The sequence below is a fragment of the Pseudomonas azadiae genome (assembly GCF_019145355.1).
GTDB lineage: Bacteria > Pseudomonadota > Gammaproteobacteria > Pseudomonadales > Pseudomonadaceae > Aquipseudomonas > Aquipseudomonas azadiae.
Genome location: NZ_JAHSTY010000001.1, coordinates 3,563,322 through 3,581,946 on the forward strand (window position 1 = coordinate 3,563,322; position 18,625 = coordinate 3,581,946).

At 61.7% G+C, this 18,625-nt stretch carries 20 protein-coding genes; 5 read left to right on the forward strand and 15 right to left on the reverse strand.

Annotation, left to right across the window (positions count from 1 at the left end; translation table 11 throughout):
* Positions 1-88: 88 nt before the first annotated feature.
* Positions 89-619 carry a ferritin-like domain-containing protein gene (locus tag KVG91_RS16125; protein WP_076954546.1) on the reverse strand — a complete coding sequence of 177 codons (531 nt, stop codon included), beginning with the start codon at positions 617-619 and terminating at the stop codon, positions 89-91.
* Positions 620-795: 176 nt separating this feature from the next.
* Here KVG91_RS16125 and KVG91_RS16130 point away from each other — a divergent pair, with 176 nt between their 5' ends.
* Positions 796-1,686: an esterase/lipase family protein gene (locus tag KVG91_RS16130; RefSeq protein ID WP_169377791.1), complete on the forward strand. Its 891-nt coding sequence runs from the start codon at positions 796-798 to the stop codon at positions 1,684-1,686.
* 129 nt (positions 1,687-1,815) lie between these two features.
* On the opposite strand, the gene KVG91_RS16135 is transcribed toward KVG91_RS16130, so the two are convergent.
* Entirely contained in the window at positions 1,816-2,703 is an 888-nt protein-coding gene (locus KVG91_RS16135; protein ID WP_169377790.1) for a DMT family transporter, read from the reverse strand.
* 122 nt (positions 2,704-2,825) lie between these two features.
* On the opposite strand from KVG91_RS16135, the gene KVG91_RS16140 reads away from it, so the two are divergent.
* The 3 genes from KVG91_RS16140 (at position 2,826) to KVG91_RS16150 (ending at position 4,973) form a co-directional block, all read left to right on the forward strand.
* Complete coding sequence (locus KVG91_RS16140; protein ID WP_169377789.1) at positions 2,826-3,128, forward strand: PsiF family protein; 303 nt, start codon at positions 2,826-2,828, stop codon at positions 3,126-3,128.
* A 194-nt stretch (positions 3,129-3,322) separates the two neighbouring features.
* Positions 3,323-4,336, forward strand: coding sequence for an AI-2E family transporter (locus tag KVG91_RS16145; RefSeq protein WP_027607720.1), 1,014 nt, complete (start codon positions 3,323-3,325; stop codon positions 4,334-4,336).
* A gap of 58 nt (positions 4,337-4,394) precedes the next feature.
* On the forward strand, positions 4,395-4,973 hold the full coding sequence (locus KVG91_RS16150; RefSeq protein WP_169377788.1) for a hypothetical protein: 579 nt from the start codon (positions 4,395-4,397) through the stop codon (positions 4,971-4,973).
* A 43-nt stretch (positions 4,974-5,016) separates the two neighbouring features.
* Here KVG91_RS16150 and KVG91_RS16155 read toward each other — a convergent pair whose 3' ends face one another.
* Positions 5,017-5,286: a hypothetical protein gene (locus KVG91_RS16155; RefSeq protein WP_178115225.1), complete on the reverse strand. Its 270-nt coding sequence runs from the start codon at positions 5,284-5,286 to the stop codon at positions 5,017-5,019.
* A gap of 518 nt (positions 5,287-5,804) precedes the next feature.
* Complete coding sequence (locus KVG91_RS16160; RefSeq protein WP_217894902.1) at positions 5,805-7,073, reverse strand: Hsp70 family protein; 1,269 nt, start codon at positions 7,071-7,073, stop codon at positions 5,805-5,807.
* Between the two features lie 238 nt (positions 7,074-7,311).
* On the opposite strand from KVG91_RS16160, the gene KVG91_RS16165 reads away from it, so the two are divergent.
* On the forward strand, positions 7,312-8,250 hold the full coding sequence (locus KVG91_RS16165; protein ID WP_169376642.1) for a DnaJ C-terminal domain-containing protein: 939 nt from the start codon (positions 7,312-7,314) through the stop codon (positions 8,248-8,250).
* A 47-nt stretch (positions 8,251-8,297) separates the two neighbouring features.
* Here the strand turns inward: KVG91_RS16165 and ureC are convergent, their stop codons facing one another.
* The 11 genes from ureC to urtA all read right to left on the reverse strand — a co-directional run bounded on the left by ureC (position 8,298) and on the right by urtA (position 18,592).
* Positions 8,298-9,998: an urease subunit alpha gene (gene ureC, locus KVG91_RS16170; protein ID WP_169376641.1), complete on the reverse strand. Its 1,701-nt coding sequence runs from the start codon at positions 9,996-9,998 to the stop codon at positions 8,298-8,300.
* A gap of 120 nt (positions 9,999-10,118) precedes the next feature.
* Positions 10,119-10,424 carry an urease subunit beta gene (locus KVG91_RS16175; protein WP_169376640.1) on the reverse strand — a complete coding sequence of 102 codons (306 nt, stop codon included), beginning with the start codon at positions 10,422-10,424 and terminating at the stop codon, positions 10,119-10,121.
* Positions 10,421-10,954 (reverse strand): GNAT family N-acetyltransferase, encoded by a 534-nt coding sequence (locus tag KVG91_RS16180; protein WP_169376639.1) that lies wholly within the window; start codon positions 10,952-10,954, stop codon positions 10,421-10,423. Before KVG91_RS16180 ends, KVG91_RS16175 begins: the two co-directional genes overlap by 4 nt.
* A 5-nt stretch (positions 10,955-10,959) precedes the next feature.
* Positions 10,960-11,472, reverse strand: a complete 513-nt coding sequence (locus KVG91_RS16185) for a GNAT family N-acetyltransferase (protein ID WP_169376638.1) — start codon at positions 11,470-11,472, stop codon at positions 10,960-10,962.
* Between the two features lie 9 nt (positions 11,473-11,481).
* The gene (gene ureA, locus KVG91_RS16190) at positions 11,482-11,784 is read right to left on the reverse strand and encodes an urease subunit gamma (protein WP_003171437.1); all 303 of its coding nucleotides are present in this window, start codon (positions 11,782-11,784) and stop codon (positions 11,482-11,484) included.
* 84 nt (positions 11,785-11,868) lie between these two features.
* Positions 11,869-12,708 (reverse strand): urease accessory protein UreD, encoded by an 840-nt coding sequence (locus KVG91_RS16195; RefSeq protein ID WP_169376637.1) that lies wholly within the window; start codon positions 12,706-12,708, stop codon positions 11,869-11,871.
* Positions 12,709-12,738: 30 nt separating this feature from the next.
* Positions 12,739-13,437 carry an urea ABC transporter ATP-binding subunit UrtE gene (gene urtE, locus KVG91_RS16200; RefSeq protein WP_169376636.1) on the reverse strand — a complete coding sequence of 233 codons (699 nt, stop codon included), beginning with the start codon at positions 13,435-13,437 and terminating at the stop codon, positions 12,739-12,741.
* A gap of 338 nt (positions 13,438-13,775) precedes the next feature.
* Positions 13,776-14,609, reverse strand: coding sequence for an urea ABC transporter ATP-binding protein UrtD (gene urtD / locus KVG91_RS16205; protein WP_169378658.1), 834 nt, complete (start codon positions 14,607-14,609; stop codon positions 13,776-13,778).
* Complete coding sequence (gene urtC / locus KVG91_RS16210) at positions 14,606-15,673, reverse strand: urea ABC transporter permease subunit UrtC (RefSeq protein WP_169378659.1); 1,068 nt, start codon at positions 15,671-15,673, stop codon at positions 14,606-14,608. The genes urtD and urtC overlap by 4 nt, the downstream gene beginning before the upstream one ends.
* Positions 15,673-17,175, reverse strand: coding sequence for an urea ABC transporter permease subunit UrtB (gene urtB, locus KVG91_RS16215; RefSeq protein ID WP_169378660.1), 1,503 nt, complete (start codon positions 17,173-17,175; stop codon positions 15,673-15,675). The genes urtC and urtB overlap by 1 nt, the downstream gene beginning before the upstream one ends.
* 151 nt (positions 17,176-17,326) lie before the next feature.
* Positions 17,327-18,592, reverse strand: coding sequence for an urea ABC transporter substrate-binding protein (urtA, locus tag KVG91_RS16220; protein WP_169378661.1), 1,266 nt, complete (start codon positions 18,590-18,592; stop codon positions 17,327-17,329).
* Positions 18,593-18,625: the final 33 nt, after the last annotated feature.

Genomic DNA, 18,625 nt, shown 5'->3' on the forward strand with positions numbered 1-18,625 from the left:
GTCAATCAATGATCTGTTGACTGACACTCCGCTTTCGCGAGCAAGCCCGCTCCCACAATGGTTGTGCTATTTCAGACTGGGTGCTGGATTACAGGCTCTCGAGAATGTCCGCCATGTCATCGGCGTGCTCTTCTTCCTGGGCCAGGATTTCTTCGAAGATGCGCCGTGTGGTCGGGTCTTTGTCGCCGATGTACTGGATGATTTCGCGGTAGCTGTCCACGGCAATCCGTTCGGCGACCAGGTCTTCGTAGACCATTTCCTTCAGGCTGTTACCCGCCACGTATTGAGCGTGGGAGTTCTTCGACAGCAGGTCCGGGTTGAACTCCGGCTCGCCACCCAACTGCACGATGCGCTCAGCCAGTTTGTCGGCATGCTCGGCTTCCTGGTTGGCGTGTTCGAGGAATTCCGCTGCGGCCACGGCGGCTTTGACACCGCTGGCCATGAAGTAGTGGCGCTTGTAGCGCAACACGCAGACCAGTTCGGTGGCCAGCGACTCATTGAGCAGGCGAATGATCTCTTCGCGGTCGGCGTCATAACCTTCGGTCACGGCACCGTTCTCCACGTTCTGGCGCGCGCGAATGCGCAGGGTCGCGACGTCGGTCAAGTTTGCTTCAGTCATCTCAATCTCCTGGGGCTAATCCGGTTTTACGCCACGCTCTGCCGGCGTGATCGTTACAGGTTGTGAGTGTTGCCCGGAGCAAAAAGTTTTATTGGATATGCAGGCGGCGTCATCTGCTGGACTTCAGCCTGGGCTAGGCTGCACGGCAGGTGTTCACTTTCGAGGATGTTCGCGACATGCCGCAGTCGTTAGCCACGCGTTATCCCCTGGTGCTGGTGCCCGGCATGCTCGGCTTCGTGCGCCTGGGGCTGTTCCCGTATTGGTACGGCATCGTCCCGGCGCTGCAAGCGGGCGGGGCGCAGGTGTTTGCCGTGCAGGTCGCGCCGCTCGATTCCAGCGAGGTGCGCGGCGAGCAATTGCTGGTGCAGATCGAGCGCATTCGCCGCGAAACCGGCGCCGACAAGGTCAACCTGATCGGTCACAGCCAGGGTTCACTCACCGCCCGCTATGCGGCGGCCAAGCGCCCGGAGTGGGTAGCGTCGGTGACGTCGGTGGCCGGGCCCAACCATGGCTCGGAACTGGCCGACCATATCCACCGCCATTACCCTATCGACGGTGTGAAGGGGCGGATCATGAGCGCGTTGTTTCATCTCGTCGCCTGGGTAATGGGCGTGCTGGAAACCGGCTATCGCGGGCCGCGTTTCAAGGCGGATCTGCGAGCGTCACACCTCTCCCTGACTAGCCAGGGCGTGGCGCTGTTCAATCAGCACTATCCACAGGGGCTGCCGCAGACATGGGGCGGGCAAGGCATGGAAGAGGTCAATGGCGTGCGCTATTACTCGTGGTCCGGCATCTTGCAGCCGGGCATCACCGACCATGGCCGCAACCTGTTCGACGGCACGCACCGCAGCTGCCGTTTGTTCGCCCGCAGCTTTGTGCGCGAAAAGGGCCAGTGCGACGGGATGGTGGGGCGCTACAGTTCACACTTGGGGAGGGTCATCGGTGACGATTACGCGCTGGATCATTTTGATATCGTCAACCAGTCCCTGGGGCTGGTGGGCAAGGGCGCGGAGCCGATCCGCTTGTTCGTGGAGCATGCGCAGAGGCTGAAGGCCGCCGGGGTTTAGCAGGCATACCGCGTTATCGTTCATCGCAGCGATGCGGCGATCCGACAAGCCAGCTCCCACAGTCGACCGTGTTCATCCTTTGGAATGGGATCAAATGTGGGAGCCGGGCTTGCCCGCGATAGCGATCGATCAGACAACACTGACCTTCCTGCGCACCGGCGTCGTCCAACGCTCCGACAAAACCACCCCACCCAACGTCAGCAAGCCGCCCACCAGGTGATACAGCGCCAGCGCTTCCTTCAACACCACCGCGGCAATCAGCGCGGTGAGCAACGGCAGCAGATTGAAAAACAGCGTAGTGCGGCTCGGCCCCAGGGTCTTCACCGAATGCATCCACGCCAGTGGCGCGAGCATCGAGGCCAGCAGGCACGCGTACAGCACCAGCGGGATATTCGCCCAGCCCAGGCCTGCCTTGGCCGAGAACAGGAACAGCGGAAACAGTACCACCACCGCCACCAGCACCTGCAGGTACAGCAACACCAGGGGCGGCAGGCGCAGCTGCCATTTTTTCAGCAGGGTGCTGTAGACCGCATAGGCCAGGGTCGCGATCAGCATCATGCCGTCGCCCAGGTTGACGCCATGCTGCAACAGCGCGCCGAGGCTGCCGGCCGACACCACCACGACCACGCCTGAGAATGACAGCACCGCACCGGTCAACGCGCCGTAGGTCAGGCGTTGGCCGAGGCTGATGATCGCCGCCGTCAGGGCCATCAACGGCATCAGCGACAGGATAATGCCCATGTTGGTGGCCGTGGTCAGCGTGGCGGCGTAATACGCCAGGCTCTGGTACACCGCCATGCCCAGCACGCCGAGGATGAATATCTTGCCAAGATTCGGGCGGATCAGCGCCCACTGGGCGATCACCGGTTTGATCATGAACGGCGTAAACAGCAGCGCCGCCAGCAGCCAGCGGTAAAAACCGATCTCGGCGGGGAAGATCGAACCCACGGCCAGCTTGTTGATGACGGTGTTGCCGGCCCAGATAAAAATGGCCAGCAGAGGATAAGCGTATGGCATGGAAATCGCCGAGCAGCGTAACGGACGGGGATTATCCCCTGTCTGCGCAGGAAGGTGTAACAGGGTTTGACTACACTCTCGAAAGACCGTGCCTCTCGGCCCGGTAACAGGGAGAAAACGCCATGAAGATGCTGCGAACCGCGCTGTTTATGATGGGCCTGCTGCTGTGTTCCCAAGGCTTTGCCGCCACCGCCCAGCAAAACAAAATGACCACCTGCAACGCCGAGGCCACCACCAAGACGCTCAAGGGTGACGAACGCAAGGCCTTCATGAAGACCTGCCTGTCGGCCCCGGCGGCCAACGACGCCAAGACCCTGACTCCGCAGCAGCAGAAGATGAAGGATTGCAATGCCGAGGCCAAGACCAAGGCGCTGGCCGGTGATGCGCGTAAAACCTTTATGAGTACGTGCCTCAAAGGTAGCTGACACCGCGAATTCCCTGTGGGAGCGGGCTTGCTCGCGAAAGCGGTGTGTCATTCAACACAACGGTGTCTGAACAACCGCTTTCGCGAGCAAGCCCGCTCCCACATTGACGGTGTTGGCAACATGAAGACCACTCGCTTGATTCGCTCAACGCTGGCAGACTGCCCATCCTTTAACGCCGCTCGTTTTGAGGCTGTATGCCAACGTTTTCTCAGCGTCATGTGTTGTTGCTGGCCAGCTACATCATCATTTTCGGCGGATTGCTGCTGGTACTGCCGCTCAAATTGTTGCCCAGCCTCTTGGCCGGCCTGCTGGTGTATGAGTTGGTCAACATGCTCACCCCGCAACTGCAACGGCTGATCGAGGGGCGCCGCGCGCGCTGGCTGGCGGTGGCCTTGCTCGGCACCCTGATCGTCAGCGTGCTGGCCTTGATCTTCGCCGGCGCCATCAGCTTCCTGCTCCACGAAGCGGAAAATCCCGGGGCTTCCCTCGACAAATTCATGGGCGTGGTCGACCGCGCACGCGGCCAGTTGCCGCCGTTCCTTGATGCCTACCTGCCCGCCAGCGCCGCTGAATTCCGTGTGGCCATCGGCGACTGGCTGAGCAAGCACCTGAGCGAACTGCAACTGGTCGGCAAAGACGCCGCGCACATGTTCGTCACCCTGCTGATCGGCATGGTGCTCGGCGCCATCATCGCCCTGCAACGTGTGCCCGACCTGACCAAGCGCAAACCCCTGGCCGCCGCGTTGTTCGACCGCCTGCACCTGCTGGTCCAGGCGTTTCGCAACATCGTCTTCGCCCAAATCAAAATCGCCGCGCTCAACACCGCCTTCACCGCCGTGTTCCTCGCCGTGGTACTGCCGCTGTGCGGGATCCACCTGCCGCTGACCAAAACCCTGATCGTCCTCACCTTCCTCCTGGGCCTGCTGCCGGTGATCGGCAACCTGATGTCCAACACCCTGATCACCATCGTCGCGCTGTCGCTGTCGATCTGGGTGGCGGTGGCGGCGTTGGGGTATCTGATCGTGATCCACAAGGTTGAATACTTCCTCAACGCACGGATCGTGGGCGGGCAAATCAGCGCCAAGTCGTGGGAATTGTTGTTGGCGATGCTGGTGTTTGAAGCGGCATTTGGATTGCCGGGGGTGGTGGCGGGGCCGATTTATTATGCGTATCTCAAGAGCGAGTTGAAGCTTGGCGGGATGGTGTGATGCTGACTGAAGCGCTTTCGCTTCGTGGACTTTAAAGGGAATTAGAGGGAAGTAAGCGGTGACCGACGATCTCTACGCTCCGCCGACGGCGGAGTTGACCGACGTGCTAAGGACATCGTCCGAGTTCTATGTGATTTCCAAAAGGAAGCTGCTGATCCTCGGCCTGCTCAGTTTTGGGCTGTATACCTATGTTTGGGCGTATAAAAACTGGAGTTTGTACAAGAAAATTAATCAGGTAGATATCTGGCCTTTGGCGCGCGCCTTTTTCTTCATTTTCTTTATGCATCAGCTGTACCGCCGTGCAGATGATCGCGTTGCCCGCAGCGGTCGAAAGTTCGATTTTGACTTCGAGCAGTGGGCAACGGTTTTCGTCGTGGTGACCGTAGGCGCGAATCTTTTCGACGCCGCCGCTGGGCGGATCGATAGTTTGCATGCCTACAAAAATTTGTCGCTGCTGGGGACACCGGTGTGCGCTTACATCCTTTCGCAATGCCAGGGCATGATCAACTTCGCAGCGGGAGATCCCGAGGGGCAAAGCAATGATCGCTTCACTCCGTGGAATTACTTGGTAATCGTGCCGGGTGTCGTCTTGTGGTGCCTGACGTTTCTGGGACTCTGGGCGATTTATCACGGTTAATCAGCCTTGCGGCAGGGCGACTGAAAAGCCGCCCTGTCCCCGCTTAGGCCGCTTGCGGACTTAGCCTGCGGCCAATCACATCCATCAAATCGCACCCATCCCGCAACGGGATGGCCAGCAGTTGTGCGAAGTCGTGGAGTACGACGGCGTCGCTGCTGAGTTCTTCTCGAAAGGCGATGTTTTCCAGTAACTGAGTCACCGCGCGAATGCGGTAGGCAGCGGCGTCGAGAAGGACGTCGAGTGGGGCTTGGGTATCGATGGTTAAAGCGGGGATGGTGCAGTCGTGGCCGGTTAGGGGCATGTAGCGATTCATAAGTGAAACTCCGTAGTTCAAAAGGAGCTCCCACTCGATTGTCGCCAAACAATAGGGTGGCAGCTGTACGCAGGTTGGCGAACCGGAACCACGGAACCGGCAGACCCGAAGGTCTCCCGCGCACAGCTACCATAGACGCAGCTTTGCGGGTACAAAAATGCCTGCCAACGAAGCAGACATTTTTGAATGTGGTTTCAGGTCGCCAAACCTGATCGCCATGAGGGCGACGGCCGGACTATAAGCTTCATCATGGAAATCGTGCAAGGAGCAGGGCGGCTTGGTTACAACATTCCACCGCAGGTTTTGTGCAGGCAGGTTTTGGGGCTGCTGCGCAGCCCAACGGGAGCAAGCTCCCTCGCCACAAGGGGGGCGGTGGCGACTCGGGATTGGGGGTACACAGGTCAAAAATGTGGGAGCTGGCTTGCCTGCGAATGCGGTGGATCAGTCAGAGCAATATTGACTGACACTCCGCGTTCGCAGGCAAGCCAGCTCCCACATTGATTTATGGTGTCTGGAAGTCAGCAGCCGTACCGCTTGCTCGCCTCAATCGCCAAGCCACTGCCAATGCTGCCAAAAATATTCCCTTCCACATGCCGCGCATTCGGCAGCATCGCCGAGATGCTGTGGCGCAGCGCCGGGATGCCGCTGGAGCCGCCGGTAAAGAACACGGTGTCCACTTGCGCGACGCTCACCGAAGCGTCAGTGAGCAACTGCGTAACACTGCCGCGCACGCGCTCCAGCAGGTTTTCGATGGACGACTCGAACAGTGCCCGCGTGAGGTCAACGCTCAGGCCCGGTTCCACGCGGTCGAGCGGCACATGGCGGCTGTCGGCGTGGGTCAGTTGGATTTTGGTCTCTTCCACTTCCATCGCCAGCCAGTGACCGGCGCGCTGTTCGATCAGCTTGAACAGGCGGTCGATGCCGCCGGTGTCTTCGATGTCGTAGCGCATGCTGCCCAGGGCCAGCTGGGATTTCTGTGAGTACACCGAGTTGATCGTATGCCAGGTGGCGAGGTTCATGTGGTGGCTGGTGGGCATGTAGGCGCCGCTTTTCATGCGGCTGCCATAGCCGAACAACGGCATCATGCCAGCGAGGGAAAGCTGTTTGTCGAAGTCGGTACCGCCGATGTGCACGCCGCCAGTGGCGAGGATGTCGTCCTGGCGGTTGTCGTTGTGGCGACGATCCGGCGACAGGCGCACCAGCGAGAAGTCGGAGGTACCCCCGCCGATGTCGACGATCAGTACCAGCTCTTCCTTGGCGATGGTGGACTCGTAGTCGAAGGCTGCGGCAATCGGCTCGTACTGGAATGAGATGTCCTTGAAGCCGATCTTGCGCGCCACATCCACCAGGGTGTTTTCGGCTTCCTGGTCGGCCATCGGGTCGTCATCGACGAAAAACACCGGACGGCCCAGCACCACTTCTTCGAATTCACGGCCGGCGGTGGCTTCGGCGCGGCTCTTGAGCTGGCCGATAAACAGCGCCAGCAAGTCGGTGAACGGCATCGCGGTGCCGAGCACGCTGGTGTCATGCTTGATCAGCTTGGAACCCAACAGGCTCTTGAGCGAGCGCATCAAGCGGCCTTCGTAGTTCTCCAGGTACTCGTGCAGCGCCAGGCGGCCGTACACCGGGCGGCGCTCTTCGAAGTTGAAGAACACCACCGACGGCAGGGTGATTTTGTCGTCCTCCAGCGCAATAAGCGTTTCCATGCCGGGACGGATCCAGCCGACGGTGGAGTTGGACGTGCCGAAGTCGATACCGCAGGCACGGGCTGGGGATGGGTTTTCCATGACAATCAGGTTCCGGTTGAAAAACGGCCGCGCAGTGTATGTCAGTCGAAGGCGGATGCGTAGGCCGACCATCCGTTAAATCATGCTTGAATCCTGGGGATTTGCCCCCACATCTGCTGCATACGGCAAGTGCCGATCACACTTTGACGCCCCCCGGCCCCAAGACTCGACACGTGCAGACCAGCGCACCTTGGGCCCGCGAGCGGTGCGATCTCGATTAAAGGATGGTGAAACCCCGATGGATTTCAAAGACTACTACAAGATACTTGGCGTCGAGCCTTCGGCTGACGACAAGGAAATCAAGGCGGCCTACCGCAAGCTGGCGCGCAAGTACCACCCGGACGTCAGCAAGGAAAAAGACGCCGAAGCCAAGTTCAAGGACGCGTCCGAAGCCTATGAGGCGCTCAAGAGCGCCGACAAGCGCGCCGAATACGACGAGCTGCGCAAATACGGCCAGCATGGCCAGCCGTTCCAGGGGCCACCGGGCTGGCAGAGCCGTGGCGGCTTTGGCGGCGGCGCGGGCACCGAGGACTTCTCGGACTTTTTCAGCTCGATCTTCGGCAACCGCAGCGATGCCTTTGGCGGCGGCCAGCGCCGTCCTGCCGGGCGCAAGGGCCAGGACGTGGAGATGCAACTGACCGTGTCCCTGGAAGAGACGCTGTCCACCGAGTCCAAGCAGATCAGCTTCCAGGTGCCGCAATACGACCCCTCGGGCCGGCACGTGAGCAACACCACCAAGAGCCTGAACGTGAAGATCCCCGCCGGCGTGGCCGACGGCGAGCGCATTCGCCTCAAGGCGCAGGGCGCGCCGGGTATCGGCGGCGGGGCCAATGGCGACCTCTACCTGATCATCAAGTTTGCCCCGCACCCTAAATTTGAAGTGGACGGTGAAAACCTGATCATCAACCTGCCCCTGGCGCCGTGGGAATTGGCGTTGGGCACGGAAGTGGCGGTGCCGACCCTCACCGGCAGGATCAACCTCAAGGTGCCGGCCGGCAGCCAGAACGGTCAGCGTATGCGCGCCAAGGGCCACGGGTTGCTGAACAAGGCCGGGCAGCGCGGCTTCCTGTACATCCAGCTCAAGGCCGTGATGCCCAAGCAGGCCGACGATGAAACGCTCGCGCTGTGGCAGGAACTGGCAAAAAAGGCCGCGTTCAACCCGCGCGAAAATTTCTGAACCAGGCGTTTGCCGGCGGAAAGCGGCGTACCCACAAACGCCGCGGCTTAGAACAGAAAATAGCGCTGCGCCATCGGTAGTACATCCGCCGGCTCACACCACAGCAGCACGCCGTCGGCCTTGACCTGATAGGTTTGTGGGTCGACTTCAATGTCCGGCAGGTAGTCGTTGTGGATCAAGTCGGTTTTCTGCACGTCGCGGCAACCCTTGACCACGGCGATCTGCTTTTTCAAGCCCAGGGCCTCGGGCAGGCCGGCGTCCTGGGCGGCCTGGCTGATAAAGGTCAGGCTGGTGGCGTGCAGCGAGCTGCCGAAGCTGGCGAACATGGGGCGGTAGTGCACCGGTTGCGGGGTGGGAATCGACGCGTTGGCGTCGCCCATCAGGCTTGAAGCAATCGCGCCGCCCTTGAGGATCAACGTAGGTTTGACGCCGAAGAAGGCCGGGCGCCACAGCACCAGGTCGGCCCATTTGCCGACTTCGATGGAGCCGACGATATGGCTGACGCCGTGGGTGATCGCCGGGTTAATGGTGTACTTGGCGATGTAGCGCTTGATGCGGAAATTGTCGTTGCCCGCGCCGTCGCCGGGCAGGGCGCCGCGCTGGCGTTTCATCTTGTCGGCGGTTTGCCAGGTGCGCGTGATCACCTCGCCGACGCGGCCCATGGCCTGGCTGTCGGAGCTGATCATCGAGAACGCGCCAAGGTCATGCAGGATGTCTTCGGCGGCGATGGTCTCGCGGCGGATACGGCTTTCAGCGAAGGCCACGTCTTCGGCGATGCTCGGGTCCAAATGGTGACAGACCATCAACATGTCGAGGTGTTCGTCGATGGTGTTGCGGGTGAACGGCCGCGTCGGGTTGGTCGAGCTGGGCAGCACATTGGGCAAGCCACAGGCCTTGATGATGTCCGGCGCATGGCCGCCACCGGCGCCTTCGGTGTGGTAGGTGTGAATGGTGCGGCCCTTGAGCGCGGCGAGGGTGGTTTCGACGAAGCCGGATTCGTTGAGGGTGTCGCTGTGGATCGCCACCTGCACGTCATATTCATCGGCAACGCTCAGGCAATTGTCGATGCTGGCCGGTGTGGTGCCCCAGTCCTCGTGCAGCTTCAAACCGATGGCGCCGGCCTTGACCTGTTCGATCAACGGCTCGGGCAAACTGGCGTTGCCCTTGCCAGTGAAACCGATGTTCATCGGGAACGAATCGCTGGCCTGGAGCATGCGCGCCAGGTGCCACGGGCCCGAGGTGCAGGTGGTGGCGTTGGTGCCGGTCGCCGGGCCGGTGCCACCGCCGATCATGGTGGTGACGCCGCTGGTCAGCGCTTCTTCGATCTGTTGCGGGCAGATGAAATGCACGTGGCTGTCGATGCCGCCGGCGGTGAGGATCATGCCTTCGCCGGCGATCACTTCGGTGCTGGCGCCGATGGCCATGGTCACGCCGGGCTGGATGTCCGGGTTGCCGGCCTTGCCGATGGCGTGGATGCGGCCGTTCTTGAGGCCGACGTCGGCCTTGACGATGCCCCAATGGTCGATGATCAGCGCGTTGGTGATCAGGGTGTCGACCACTTCATGGGCGAGCAGTTGGCTCTGGCCCTGACCATCGCGGATGACCTTGCCGCCGCCGAACTTGACCTCTTCGCCATAGACGGTGAAGTCCTGTTCGACTTCCAGGAACAGCTCGGTGTCGGCCAGGCGGACCTTGTCACCGACGGTGGGGCCGTACATGTCGGCGTAGGCTTGGCGGCTGATTTTCATGTCTGTGAGCTCTGAGAAATTGTGTTGAATGTGAGATCGCTATCGCAGGCAAGCCAGCTCCCACATTTTGAGCTGCGAATACAGTCAAAATGTGGGAGCTGGCTTGCCTGCGAAGAGGCCCTAAAGGTCGCCCATGATCCGCCCCGCAAACCCGAACACTCGCCTTCCTCCGCTCAAATCCACCAACTCCACCTCACGGCTCTGCCCCGGTTCAAACCGCACCGCCGTGCCCGCCGGAATATTCAGGCGCATGCCACGGCTTGCCGCGCGGTCAAACGTCAGCGCGTCATTGGTCTCGAAAAAATGGTAATGCGAGCCCACTTGGATCGGCCGGTCGCCACGGTTGGCCACGCTCAACGTGACGGTGCGCCGGCCGACGTTGAGTTCGATGTCGCCAGGCTGGATCTGAAATTCACCAGGAATCATGCAGGTTGCCCCAGGGTCTTGAAGTAGATGGCGGTCGGGCTGTAGCGCCCGTCCGGGCTTTGGCAGTAGTCGGGCAGTTCGCCGACCTTGGTGTAGCGCAGCGACTGGTAGAAGGCTTCGGCCGGCGAGCCGGCTTCGGTGTCCAGGTACAGCAGGCCGCGCTGGTGCTGGCGCGCGGCGAGTTCCAGGGCGCTCATCAATTGCTGGCCGAGGCCATGGCGGCGCGCGCTGCTGTGCACCAGCAGCTTTTGCACCTCGGCGCGGTTGCGGCCGTTGGCTTTCTGGCACAGCGCCAACTGCACGCTGGCGATGACCTGCTCGTCACGCACCACCACCCACAGCAACAGGCTGGCGTCTTCGAGGCTGGCCTGCACGCCGTGCAAATAGTCGCGTGCCTGGGCCTCGTCGAAGTCGGCCATGAACCCGACCGAAGCGCCGTGCCTGACCGCGTCCAGCAATAGCTCGATCAAGCCCAGGCGGTAGTGGGCAAAACTTTCAGCATTGACTCGACGCAATTGCGCGGCGTTCATCGACGTCACTCCTTGGGCGGTTCGGCGCCCGGGTTCAAGGCCAGTTGCATAAAGGTCAGGTCCAGCCAGCGGCCGAACTTGATGCCCACTCGGGGCATCTGCCCGGTGGTGATGAAGCCCAGGCGTTCATGCAGGCGGATCGACGTCTGGTTACCGCTCTCGATGGCGGCGACCATGACGTGTTTGCCGCCGGCGCGCGCGCGTTCGATCAAGGCTTGCATCAAGCGCGGGCCCAGGCCTTTGCCCCGCTGGTCGTTGCGCACGTATACCGAGTGCTCGACGCTGTAGCGGAAACCCTCGAAGGGCCGCCAGTCGCCAAACGAGGCGTAGCCGGTGACCTCAGCGTTTTCGACTGCAACCAGGATCGGATAACCCAGGGCCTGTCGGGCAGTGAACCAGGCCAGGCGGTTGCTCAGGTCCACCGGTTGTTCGTTCCAGATCGCCGTGGTGTTGAGCACCGCATCGTTGTAGATGTCGCGGATCGCTGGCAGGTCGTTCTCGGTTGCATCACGGATCATGGCGGCGCCTCAGGCGATGGGCTGGTGAACGGTGACCAGTTTGGTGCCGTCGGGGAACGTGGCTTCCACCTGGATATCCGGGATCATTTCCGGGATGCCTTCCATGACCTGTTCGCGGCTGAGCAACGTGGTGCCGTAGTGCATCAGGTCGGCCACGGTGCGGCCATCGCGGGCGCCTTCCATCAAGGCCGCCGAAATGTAGGCGATGGTTTCCGGGTAGTTGAGCTTCACACCGCGTGCGAGGCGGCGTTCGGCGACTAAACCGGCGGTGAAGATCAGCAGTTTGTCTTTTTCCCGTGGGGTCAGGTCCATGGTTCAAGGTCCTTTAAATGCATTCTTAAATACACCGCAGATTCAATGTGTGAGCTGGCAAGCCAGCTCCCACAGTTTTGATCTTCATGTGCTCCAGATTCTCGGTGATACCGCTTCCCGGCCCAATACGGCAGGGCGCAACAGCCGCCATAAATCAATCAACCAGGCCCGCGCCAGCAGCGCTTCACTGGCCAGGCAGCGCGCCACCAGCAAGCCGGGCAGTTGGGTCAAATCCCCGCGCACGGCATTGGGCAGGGCGCGGCATTGTTCAAGCAAGTCACTGTCGATTTCGCCGGTAAGCAACAGCGTGGCAAACACCGGTTGCCCGTCCAAGCCGATGGGCGAGTCGAGCAAGCCGTCGGCGCCGACGATGCGCTGGCGCTCATGCCAAAGCAACTGGCCGTCACGGCGGATATCCAGGTGCGATTGAAAATGGCCCAGGTCGAAACGCTCGCCGCTGGCCGGGCGGCCGAGGGCGACTACGTCCCAGTAGAACAGGCGCGCATCGCCGTGCAGCTCGATGCGCGTGGTGAGTTCGGCCTGGGCGGCGCTGAAGACGATGGTTTCCTGGGGCAGCCATTCCAGCGTGGCGCCGGCTTCCACGGTCAGGTCCAACTGCTGGAACGCAGGGCCCTGGGCGCGATACCATTTGGCCGCGCCAGGGCTGGTCAATTGCGCCCAGGCGCCCGCGCCGACATGGGCGCTGATGTCCAGGCGGTCGCCACCGGCAATCCCGCCGGGCGGGTGCACGATGATGTGCTGGCACACCTCGGGGCCTTCGGCGTACAGGTGTTTTTGCACGCGCAACGGGCCGAGGTGGCGGCGCATCACCGGCCGCGTGGTCTCGCCGAAACGCGCGTAGCCGAGTTCCAGCGCGGCGTGCCAGCTGGGGGTGAACAGGGCAGGGGAAACGGGCAGGTTCATGGTGTGTGCTTATTGTCGGGACGCCACAGATTAGATGGTTACAAGACCACGTACACCTTCGGTTTGCATATTTTCCCCGCGGCCCTGCTGCACGATTTCGCCACGGGACATCACCAGGTACTGGTCGGCCAGTTCGGCGGCAAAATCATAGAACTGCTCGACCAGCAGGATCGCCATATCGCCGCGCTCGGCGAGCTTCTTGATCACCGCGCCGATCTCCTTGATCACCGACGGCTGGATGCCTTCGGTGGGCTCATCAAGGATCAGCAAGCGCGGACGGCTGGCCAGGGCACGGCCAATCGCCAACTGTTGCTGCTGGCCACCGGACAGGTCGCCGCCGCGCCGATGTTTCATCTGCAGCAACACCGGGAACAGTTCGTAGATAAACGCCGGGACTTCCTTGGCCTCGGAACCGGGAAAGCGCGACAGGCCCATCAGCAGGTTTTCTTCCACCGTCAGTCGCCCGAAAATTTCCCGACCCTGGGGCACGTAGGCGATCCCCGCATGCACGCGCTGGTGCGGCTTGAAGCCGGTGATGGCACGGCCTTCCCAATTCACCGTGCCTTCCTTGGCCGGCAGCAAACCCATCAGGCACTTGAGCAGAGTGGTCTTGCCCACGCCGTTACGGCCGAGCAGGCAGGTGACTTCGCCGATCTTCACGTCAAACGACAGCCCGCGCAGGATGTGGCTACCGCCGTAGTACTGGTGCAGCTTGTCGACTTGCAACATTCTCAAAACCTCCTCGACTCCCCCTGAGGGAACCGAATCAACTGTGGGAGCTGGCTTGCCTGCGATAGCGGTGGCGAATACAACACCGTTATCTCAGCATAGGTATCTACACATTTTTGTAGTGAGCGGGCTTGTCCCGCGCTGGGCTGAAGCGGCCCCAAACCAGGCGAATTGGGTTTTTCTGAAACTGAGCGGTGTCTTTATTAGGGCGGCTTCGCAGCCCAGCGCGGGACAAGCCCGCTCACTACAAGGAGATTTGTCAGCCTTTGAACATTGTGTAGATACCTATGGTTATCGCAGGCAAGCCAGCTCCCACATAAAGCAAGTTTGCGGCCGGGTCAGCGGCCGAGGTACACCTCGATCACGCGCTCATCGGCCTGCACCTGCTCCAGCGAGCCTTCGGCCAATACGCTGCCCTGGTGCAACACCGTCACATGGTCGGCAATCGAGCCGACAAACCCCATGTCGTGTTCCACCACCATCAGCGAGTGCTTGCCCGCCAGGCGCTTGAACAGTTCGGCGGTGAACTCGGTTTCGGCGTCGGTCATGCCCGCCACCGGTTCATCCAGCAATAACAGTTGCGGGTCTTGCATCAGCAGCATGCCGATTTCGAGGAACTGCTTCTGGCCGTGGGACAGCAAGCCGGCCTGGCGATGCAGCGAGGCCGTGAGGCGAATGGTGTCGAGCACTTCACCGATGCGGTCCTTTTGCTCGCCGCTCAGGCGCGCGCGCAGGCTGGCCCATACCGACTTGTCGGTCTTCTGCGCCAGCTCCAGGTTTTCGAACACGCTGAGGGCTTCGAACACCGTGGGTTTCTGGAACTTGCGGCCGATGCCGGCCTGGGCGATTTGCACTTCGCTCAGGCGGGTCAAGTCGAGGTTCTCGCCAAACCAGGCGGTGCCGTGGCTGGGGCGGGTCTTGCCGGTGATCACGTCCATCAGCGTGGTCTTGCCTGCGCCGTTGGGGCCGATGATGCAGCGCAATTCGCCGACGCCGATGTACAGGTTCAGGTCGTTGAGCGCCTTGAAACCGTCAAAGCTGACGCTGATGTCTTCCAGGCTCAAAATGGTGCCGTGGCGGGTGTCGAGGCCCTTGCCCGCGGCCTGGCCAAGGCCGATCGCATCGCGGCCGCTGCCCGCATCGAAAATAGGTTCAAGCATGACGTTCCTCATTTCTTCAGCAGGCCGATGACGCCCTTCGGCACATACAGGGTGACGATGATGAACAGCGCTCCCAGGAAGAACAGCCAGTATTCCGGGAAGGCCACGGTGAACCAGCTCTTCATGCCATTGACCACGCCGGCGCCGAGCAACGGCCCGATCAGCGTGCCGCGCCCACCCAGGGCCACCCACACGGCGGCTTCGATGGAGTTGGTCGGCGACATTTCGCTGGGGTTGATGATGCCCACCTGCGGCACATACAACGCGCCCGCCAAACCGCACAGCACCGCGCTCAACACCCACACGAACAGCTTGAAACCACGCGGGTCGTAGCCGCAGAACATCAGGCGGTTCTCGGCGTCGCGCAAGGCGGTCAATACCCGGCCGAACTTGCTGCGTGCCAGGCGCCAGCCGATGAACAGGCTCGTGACCAGCAGCAGCACCGTGGCGACAAACAACACCGCGCGCGTGCCCGGTTCGGTGATGCCGAAGCCGAGGATGCTGCGGAAATTGGTGAAGCCGTTGTTTCCGCCGAAGCCGGTCTCGTTGCGAAAAAACAGCAGCATCCCGGCAAAGGTCAGGGCCTGGGTCATGATCGAGAAATACACGCCCTTGATCCGCGAACGGAAGGCGAAGAACCCGAATACCAGCGCCAGCACGCCTGGCGCCAGCACCACCAGGCACAAGGCCCAGAGGAAGTGCTGGGTGCCGACCCAGTACCAGGGCAATTCGGTCCACGACAGGAACGTCATGAACGCCGGCAACTCATCGCCGGACGCCTGGCGCATCAGGTACATGCCCATCGCGTAGCCGCCCAGGGCAAAGAACAAACCGTGGCCGAGGGACAACATCCCGGCGTAGCCCCACACCAGGTCCAACGCCAGGGCGACAATGGCGTAACACAGGATCTTGCCCACCAACGTCAGCGTATAGGCCGACACGTGCAGCGGGTTTTCCGGCGACAGCAGGGAGCACAACGGCAAGGCCAGCAGCAGGATCAGGATGATCGCACCGGCGGCAATCGTCACCTTGGGACCGGCCTTTTGCGTGGCCGTAAGCATCAGTGGCTGGTTCATCAGTCGATCACCCGTCCTTTCAGTGCGAAGAGTCCCTGCGGGCGTTTCTGGATAAACAGAATGATCAGCGCGAGGATCAGGATCTTGCCGAGCACGGCGCCGATCTGCGGCTCCAGGATTTTGTTGGCGATGCCCAGGCCGAAGGCCGCCAGCACGCTGCCGGCCAACTGGCCCACGCCACCGAGTACCACGACGAGAAACGAGTCGATGATGTAGCTCTGGCCGAGGTCGGGGCCGACGTTGCCGATCTGGCTCAGCGCCACGCCGCCCAAGCCTGCAATGCCCGAACCCAGGCCAAACGCGAGCATGTCCACGCGCCCGGTGGGCACGCCGCAGCAGGCGGCCATGTTGCGGTTCTGGGTGACGGCGCGCACGTTGAGGCCCAGGCGCGTCTTGTTCAGCAGCAGCCAGGTCAGCAGCACCACGCACAGCGCGAATGCGATGATCACGATGCGGTTGTAGGGCAGCACCAGGTTGGGCAGCACTTGAATGCCACCGGACAACCACGCGGGGTTGGACACTTCGACGTTCTGTGCACCGAACACCAGGCGCACCAGCTGGATCAGCATCAGGCTGATGCCCCAGGTGGCGAGCAGGGTTTCCAGCGGGCGCCCATAGAGGTGACGAATCACCGTGCGTTCCAGGGCCATGCCGATGGCGGCCGTGACAAAAAACGCCACCGGCAGCGCGATCAACGGGTAGAACTCGATGGCTTGCGGCACATAGCGCTGCATCATCAGTTGCACCACGTAGGTGGAATACGCGCCGAGCATCAGCATCTCGCCGTGGGCCATATTGATCACGCCGAGCAGGCCGAAGGTGATCGCCAGGCCCAGGGCGGCCAACAGCAGTATGGAACCCAGGGACATGCCGCTGAAGGCCTGCCCGAGGATCTCGCCCATCATCAGTTTGCGTTTGACTTGGGCCAGGCTGGTTTCGGCGGCAGTGTGCACGGCGGCGTCGGTTTCGACGCCCGGCGCCAGCAGCGCTTCGAGGCGTGTGCGGGCCAGCGGGTCGCCAGTGTTGCCGAGCAAGCGCACGGCGGCGAGGCGCACCGCCGGGTCAGGGTCCACCAGTTGCAGGTTGGCCAGGGCCAGGCTGAGGGCGGTGTGCACGTCCTCGTCGGTTTCGGCGGCGACTCGCTGGTCGAGGAATTTGAGTTGCGCCGGTTGCGCGCTTTTTTGCAGGGTTTGCGCGGCCGCCAGGCGTACCTTGGGGTCGGCGGCGAGCAGTTGCTGGCTGGCCCTTACGTTGTCGATCAGGCCGCGCAGGCGGTTATTCAGGCGTACGGTTTTTACTTCGCCGTTGAGTGTGAGTTGGCCTTGCTGCAGGGCATCCACCAGCTCGATGCGCGCCGGGTCGGGCTGGGCGGCCCAGTCCTGGAGGAGTTTGGCTTGTTGCGCCGGGTTGGCGGACAGGAAGTCTTCGGCGTCGCCGGCGTGTGCGCCTAAAGGCAGCAATAGCAAGGCGGCGAGAATGAGGCGATAAAGGGCAGTGGGCATAGTCTTGAGCCTTGCTCGAACAAATGTGGGAGCTGGCTTGCCTGCGATAGCGCAGCGCCAGGCACACCGAGTTGCCTTCATCGCAGGCAAGCCAGCTCCCACAGGGTTTGTGTTGGCTTCAGGTGTTCAGCCTGGGCCAACACCCCTTGGCTTAGTTGCTTTTCACGGCATGGTCCGGCTTCTTGTCATTGCCAGGAATGTACGGGCTCCACGGCTGTGCGCGGATCGGCTCCTGGGTCTGCCACACCACCGAAAACTGCCCATCGGCCTGGATCTCGCCGATCATCACGGGTTTGTGCAGGTGGTGGTTGGTCTTGTCCATGGTCAGGGTGAAACCCGACGGCGCGTCGAAGGTTTGTCCGGCCAAGGCTTCACGCACTTTGTCGACGTCGGTGGATTTGGCTTTCTCGGCCGCCTGCGCCCACATATGGATGCCCACATAGGTGGCTTCCATCGGGTCGTTGGTCACGGCTTTGTCCGCGCCCGGCAGGTTGTGTTTTTTGGCGTAGGCCTTCCAGTCGGCGACGAATTTCTGGTTCACCGGGTTTTCCACCGACTGGAAGTAGTTCCAGGCCGCGAGGTTGCCCACCAGCGGCTTGGTGTCGATGCCGCGCAGTTCTTCTTCACCCACGGAGAAGGCCACCACCGGTACGTCGGTCGCTTTCAAGCCCTGGTTGGCCAGCTCTTTGTAGAACGGCACGTTGGAGTCGCCGTTCACGGTGGAGATCACCGCCGTCTTGCCGCCGGCCGAGAATTTCTTGATGTTGGCGACGATGGTCTGGTAGTCGGCATGCCCGAACGGGGTGTAGACCTCTTCGATGTCTTTATCCGCCACACCTTTGGAATGCAGGAAGGCGCGCAGGATCTTGTTGGTGGTGCGCGGGTACACATAGTCGGTGCCCAGCAGGAAGAAACGCTTGGCGCTGCCGCCTTCTTCGCTCATCAGGTATTCCACCGCCGGGATCGCCTGCTGGTTCGGCGCTGCACCGGTATAGAACACGTTCGGCGACATCTCTTCGCCTTCGTATTGCACCGGGTAGAACAGCAGGCCGTTGAGTTCTTCGAACACCGGCAGCACCGATTTACGCGACACCGAGGTCCAGCAACCGAACACCACGGCGACCTTGTCCTGGGTCAGCAGCTGGCGGCCTTTTTCAGCGAACAGCGGCCAGTTCGACGCCGGGTCGACCACCACTGGTTCGAGCATCTTGCCGTTCACCCCGCCCTTGGCGTTGATCTCGTCGATGGTCATCAGCGCCATGTCTTTGAGCGACGTTTCGGAGATGGCCATGGTCCCGGACAACGAGTGCAGGATGCCGACCTTGATGGTCTCGGCGGCCTGCACGGTCCAGGTCAGGCCCATGGCAACGATGGATGCCGAAAGAGTGAAAGCCTTGATCAAGCTGCGACGCTGCATGGTGCGATCTCCGTGATCGATTGTTTTTGGACG

Coding starts and splice junctions, on each gene's coding strand:
- KVG91_RS16125 (WP_076954546.1), bottom strand. CDS start 619: ATGACTGAAGCAAACTTGACCGACGTCGCGACCCTGCGCATTCGCGCG.
- KVG91_RS16130 (WP_169377791.1), top strand. CDS start 796: ATGCCGCAGTCGTTAGCCACGCGTTATCCCCTGGTGCTGGTGCCCGGC.
- KVG91_RS16135 (WP_169377790.1), bottom strand. CDS start 2,703: ATGCCATACGCTTATCCTCTGCTGGCCATTTTTATCTGGGCCGGCAAC.
- KVG91_RS16140 (WP_169377789.1), top strand. CDS start 2,826: ATGAAGATGCTGCGAACCGCGCTGTTTATGATGGGCCTGCTGCTGTGT.
- KVG91_RS16145 (WP_027607720.1), top strand. CDS start 3,323: ATGCCAACGTTTTCTCAGCGTCATGTGTTGTTGCTGGCCAGCTACATC.
- KVG91_RS16155 (WP_178115225.1), bottom strand. CDS start 5,286: ATGAATCGCTACATGCCCCTAACCGGCCACGACTGCACCATCCCCGCT.
- KVG91_RS16160 (WP_217894902.1), bottom strand. CDS start 7,073: ATGGAAAACCCATCCCCAGCCCGTGCCTGCGGTATCGACTTCGGCACG.
- KVG91_RS16165 (WP_169376642.1), top strand. CDS start 7,312: ATGGATTTCAAAGACTACTACAAGATACTTGGCGTCGAGCCTTCGGCT.
- ureC (WP_169376641.1), bottom strand. CDS start 9,998: ATGAAAATCAGCCGCCAAGCCTACGCCGACATGTACGGCCCCACCGTC.
- KVG91_RS16175 (WP_169376640.1), bottom strand. CDS start 10,424: ATGATTCCTGGTGAATTTCAGATCCAGCCTGGCGACATCGAACTCAAC.
- KVG91_RS16180 (WP_169376639.1), bottom strand. CDS start 10,954: ATGAACGCCGCGCAATTGCGTCGAGTCAATGCTGAAAGTTTTGCCCAC.
- KVG91_RS16185 (WP_169376638.1), bottom strand. CDS start 11,472: ATGATCCGTGATGCAACCGAGAACGACCTGCCAGCGATCCGCGACATC.
- ureA (WP_003171437.1), bottom strand. CDS start 11,784: ATGGACCTGACCCCACGGGAAAAAGACAAACTGCTGATCTTCACCGCC.
- KVG91_RS16195 (WP_169376637.1), bottom strand. CDS start 12,708: ATGAACCTGCCCGTTTCCCCTGCCCTGTTCACCCCCAGCTGGCACGCC.
- urtE (WP_169376636.1), bottom strand. CDS start 13,437: ATGTTGCAAGTCGACAAGCTGCACCAGTACTACGGCGGTAGCCACATC.
- urtD (WP_169378658.1), bottom strand. CDS start 14,609: ATGAGGAACGTCATGCTTGAACCTATTTTCGATGCGGGCAGCGGCCGC.
- urtC (WP_169378659.1), bottom strand. CDS start 15,673: ATGAACCAGCCACTGATGCTTACGGCCACGCAAAAGGCCGGTCCCAAG.
- urtB (WP_169378660.1), bottom strand. CDS start 17,175: ATGCCCACTGCCCTTTATCGCCTCATTCTCGCCGCCTTGCTATTGCTG.
- urtA (WP_169378661.1), bottom strand. CDS start 18,592: ATGCAGCGTCGCAGCTTGATCAAGGCTTTCACTCTTTCGGCATCCATC.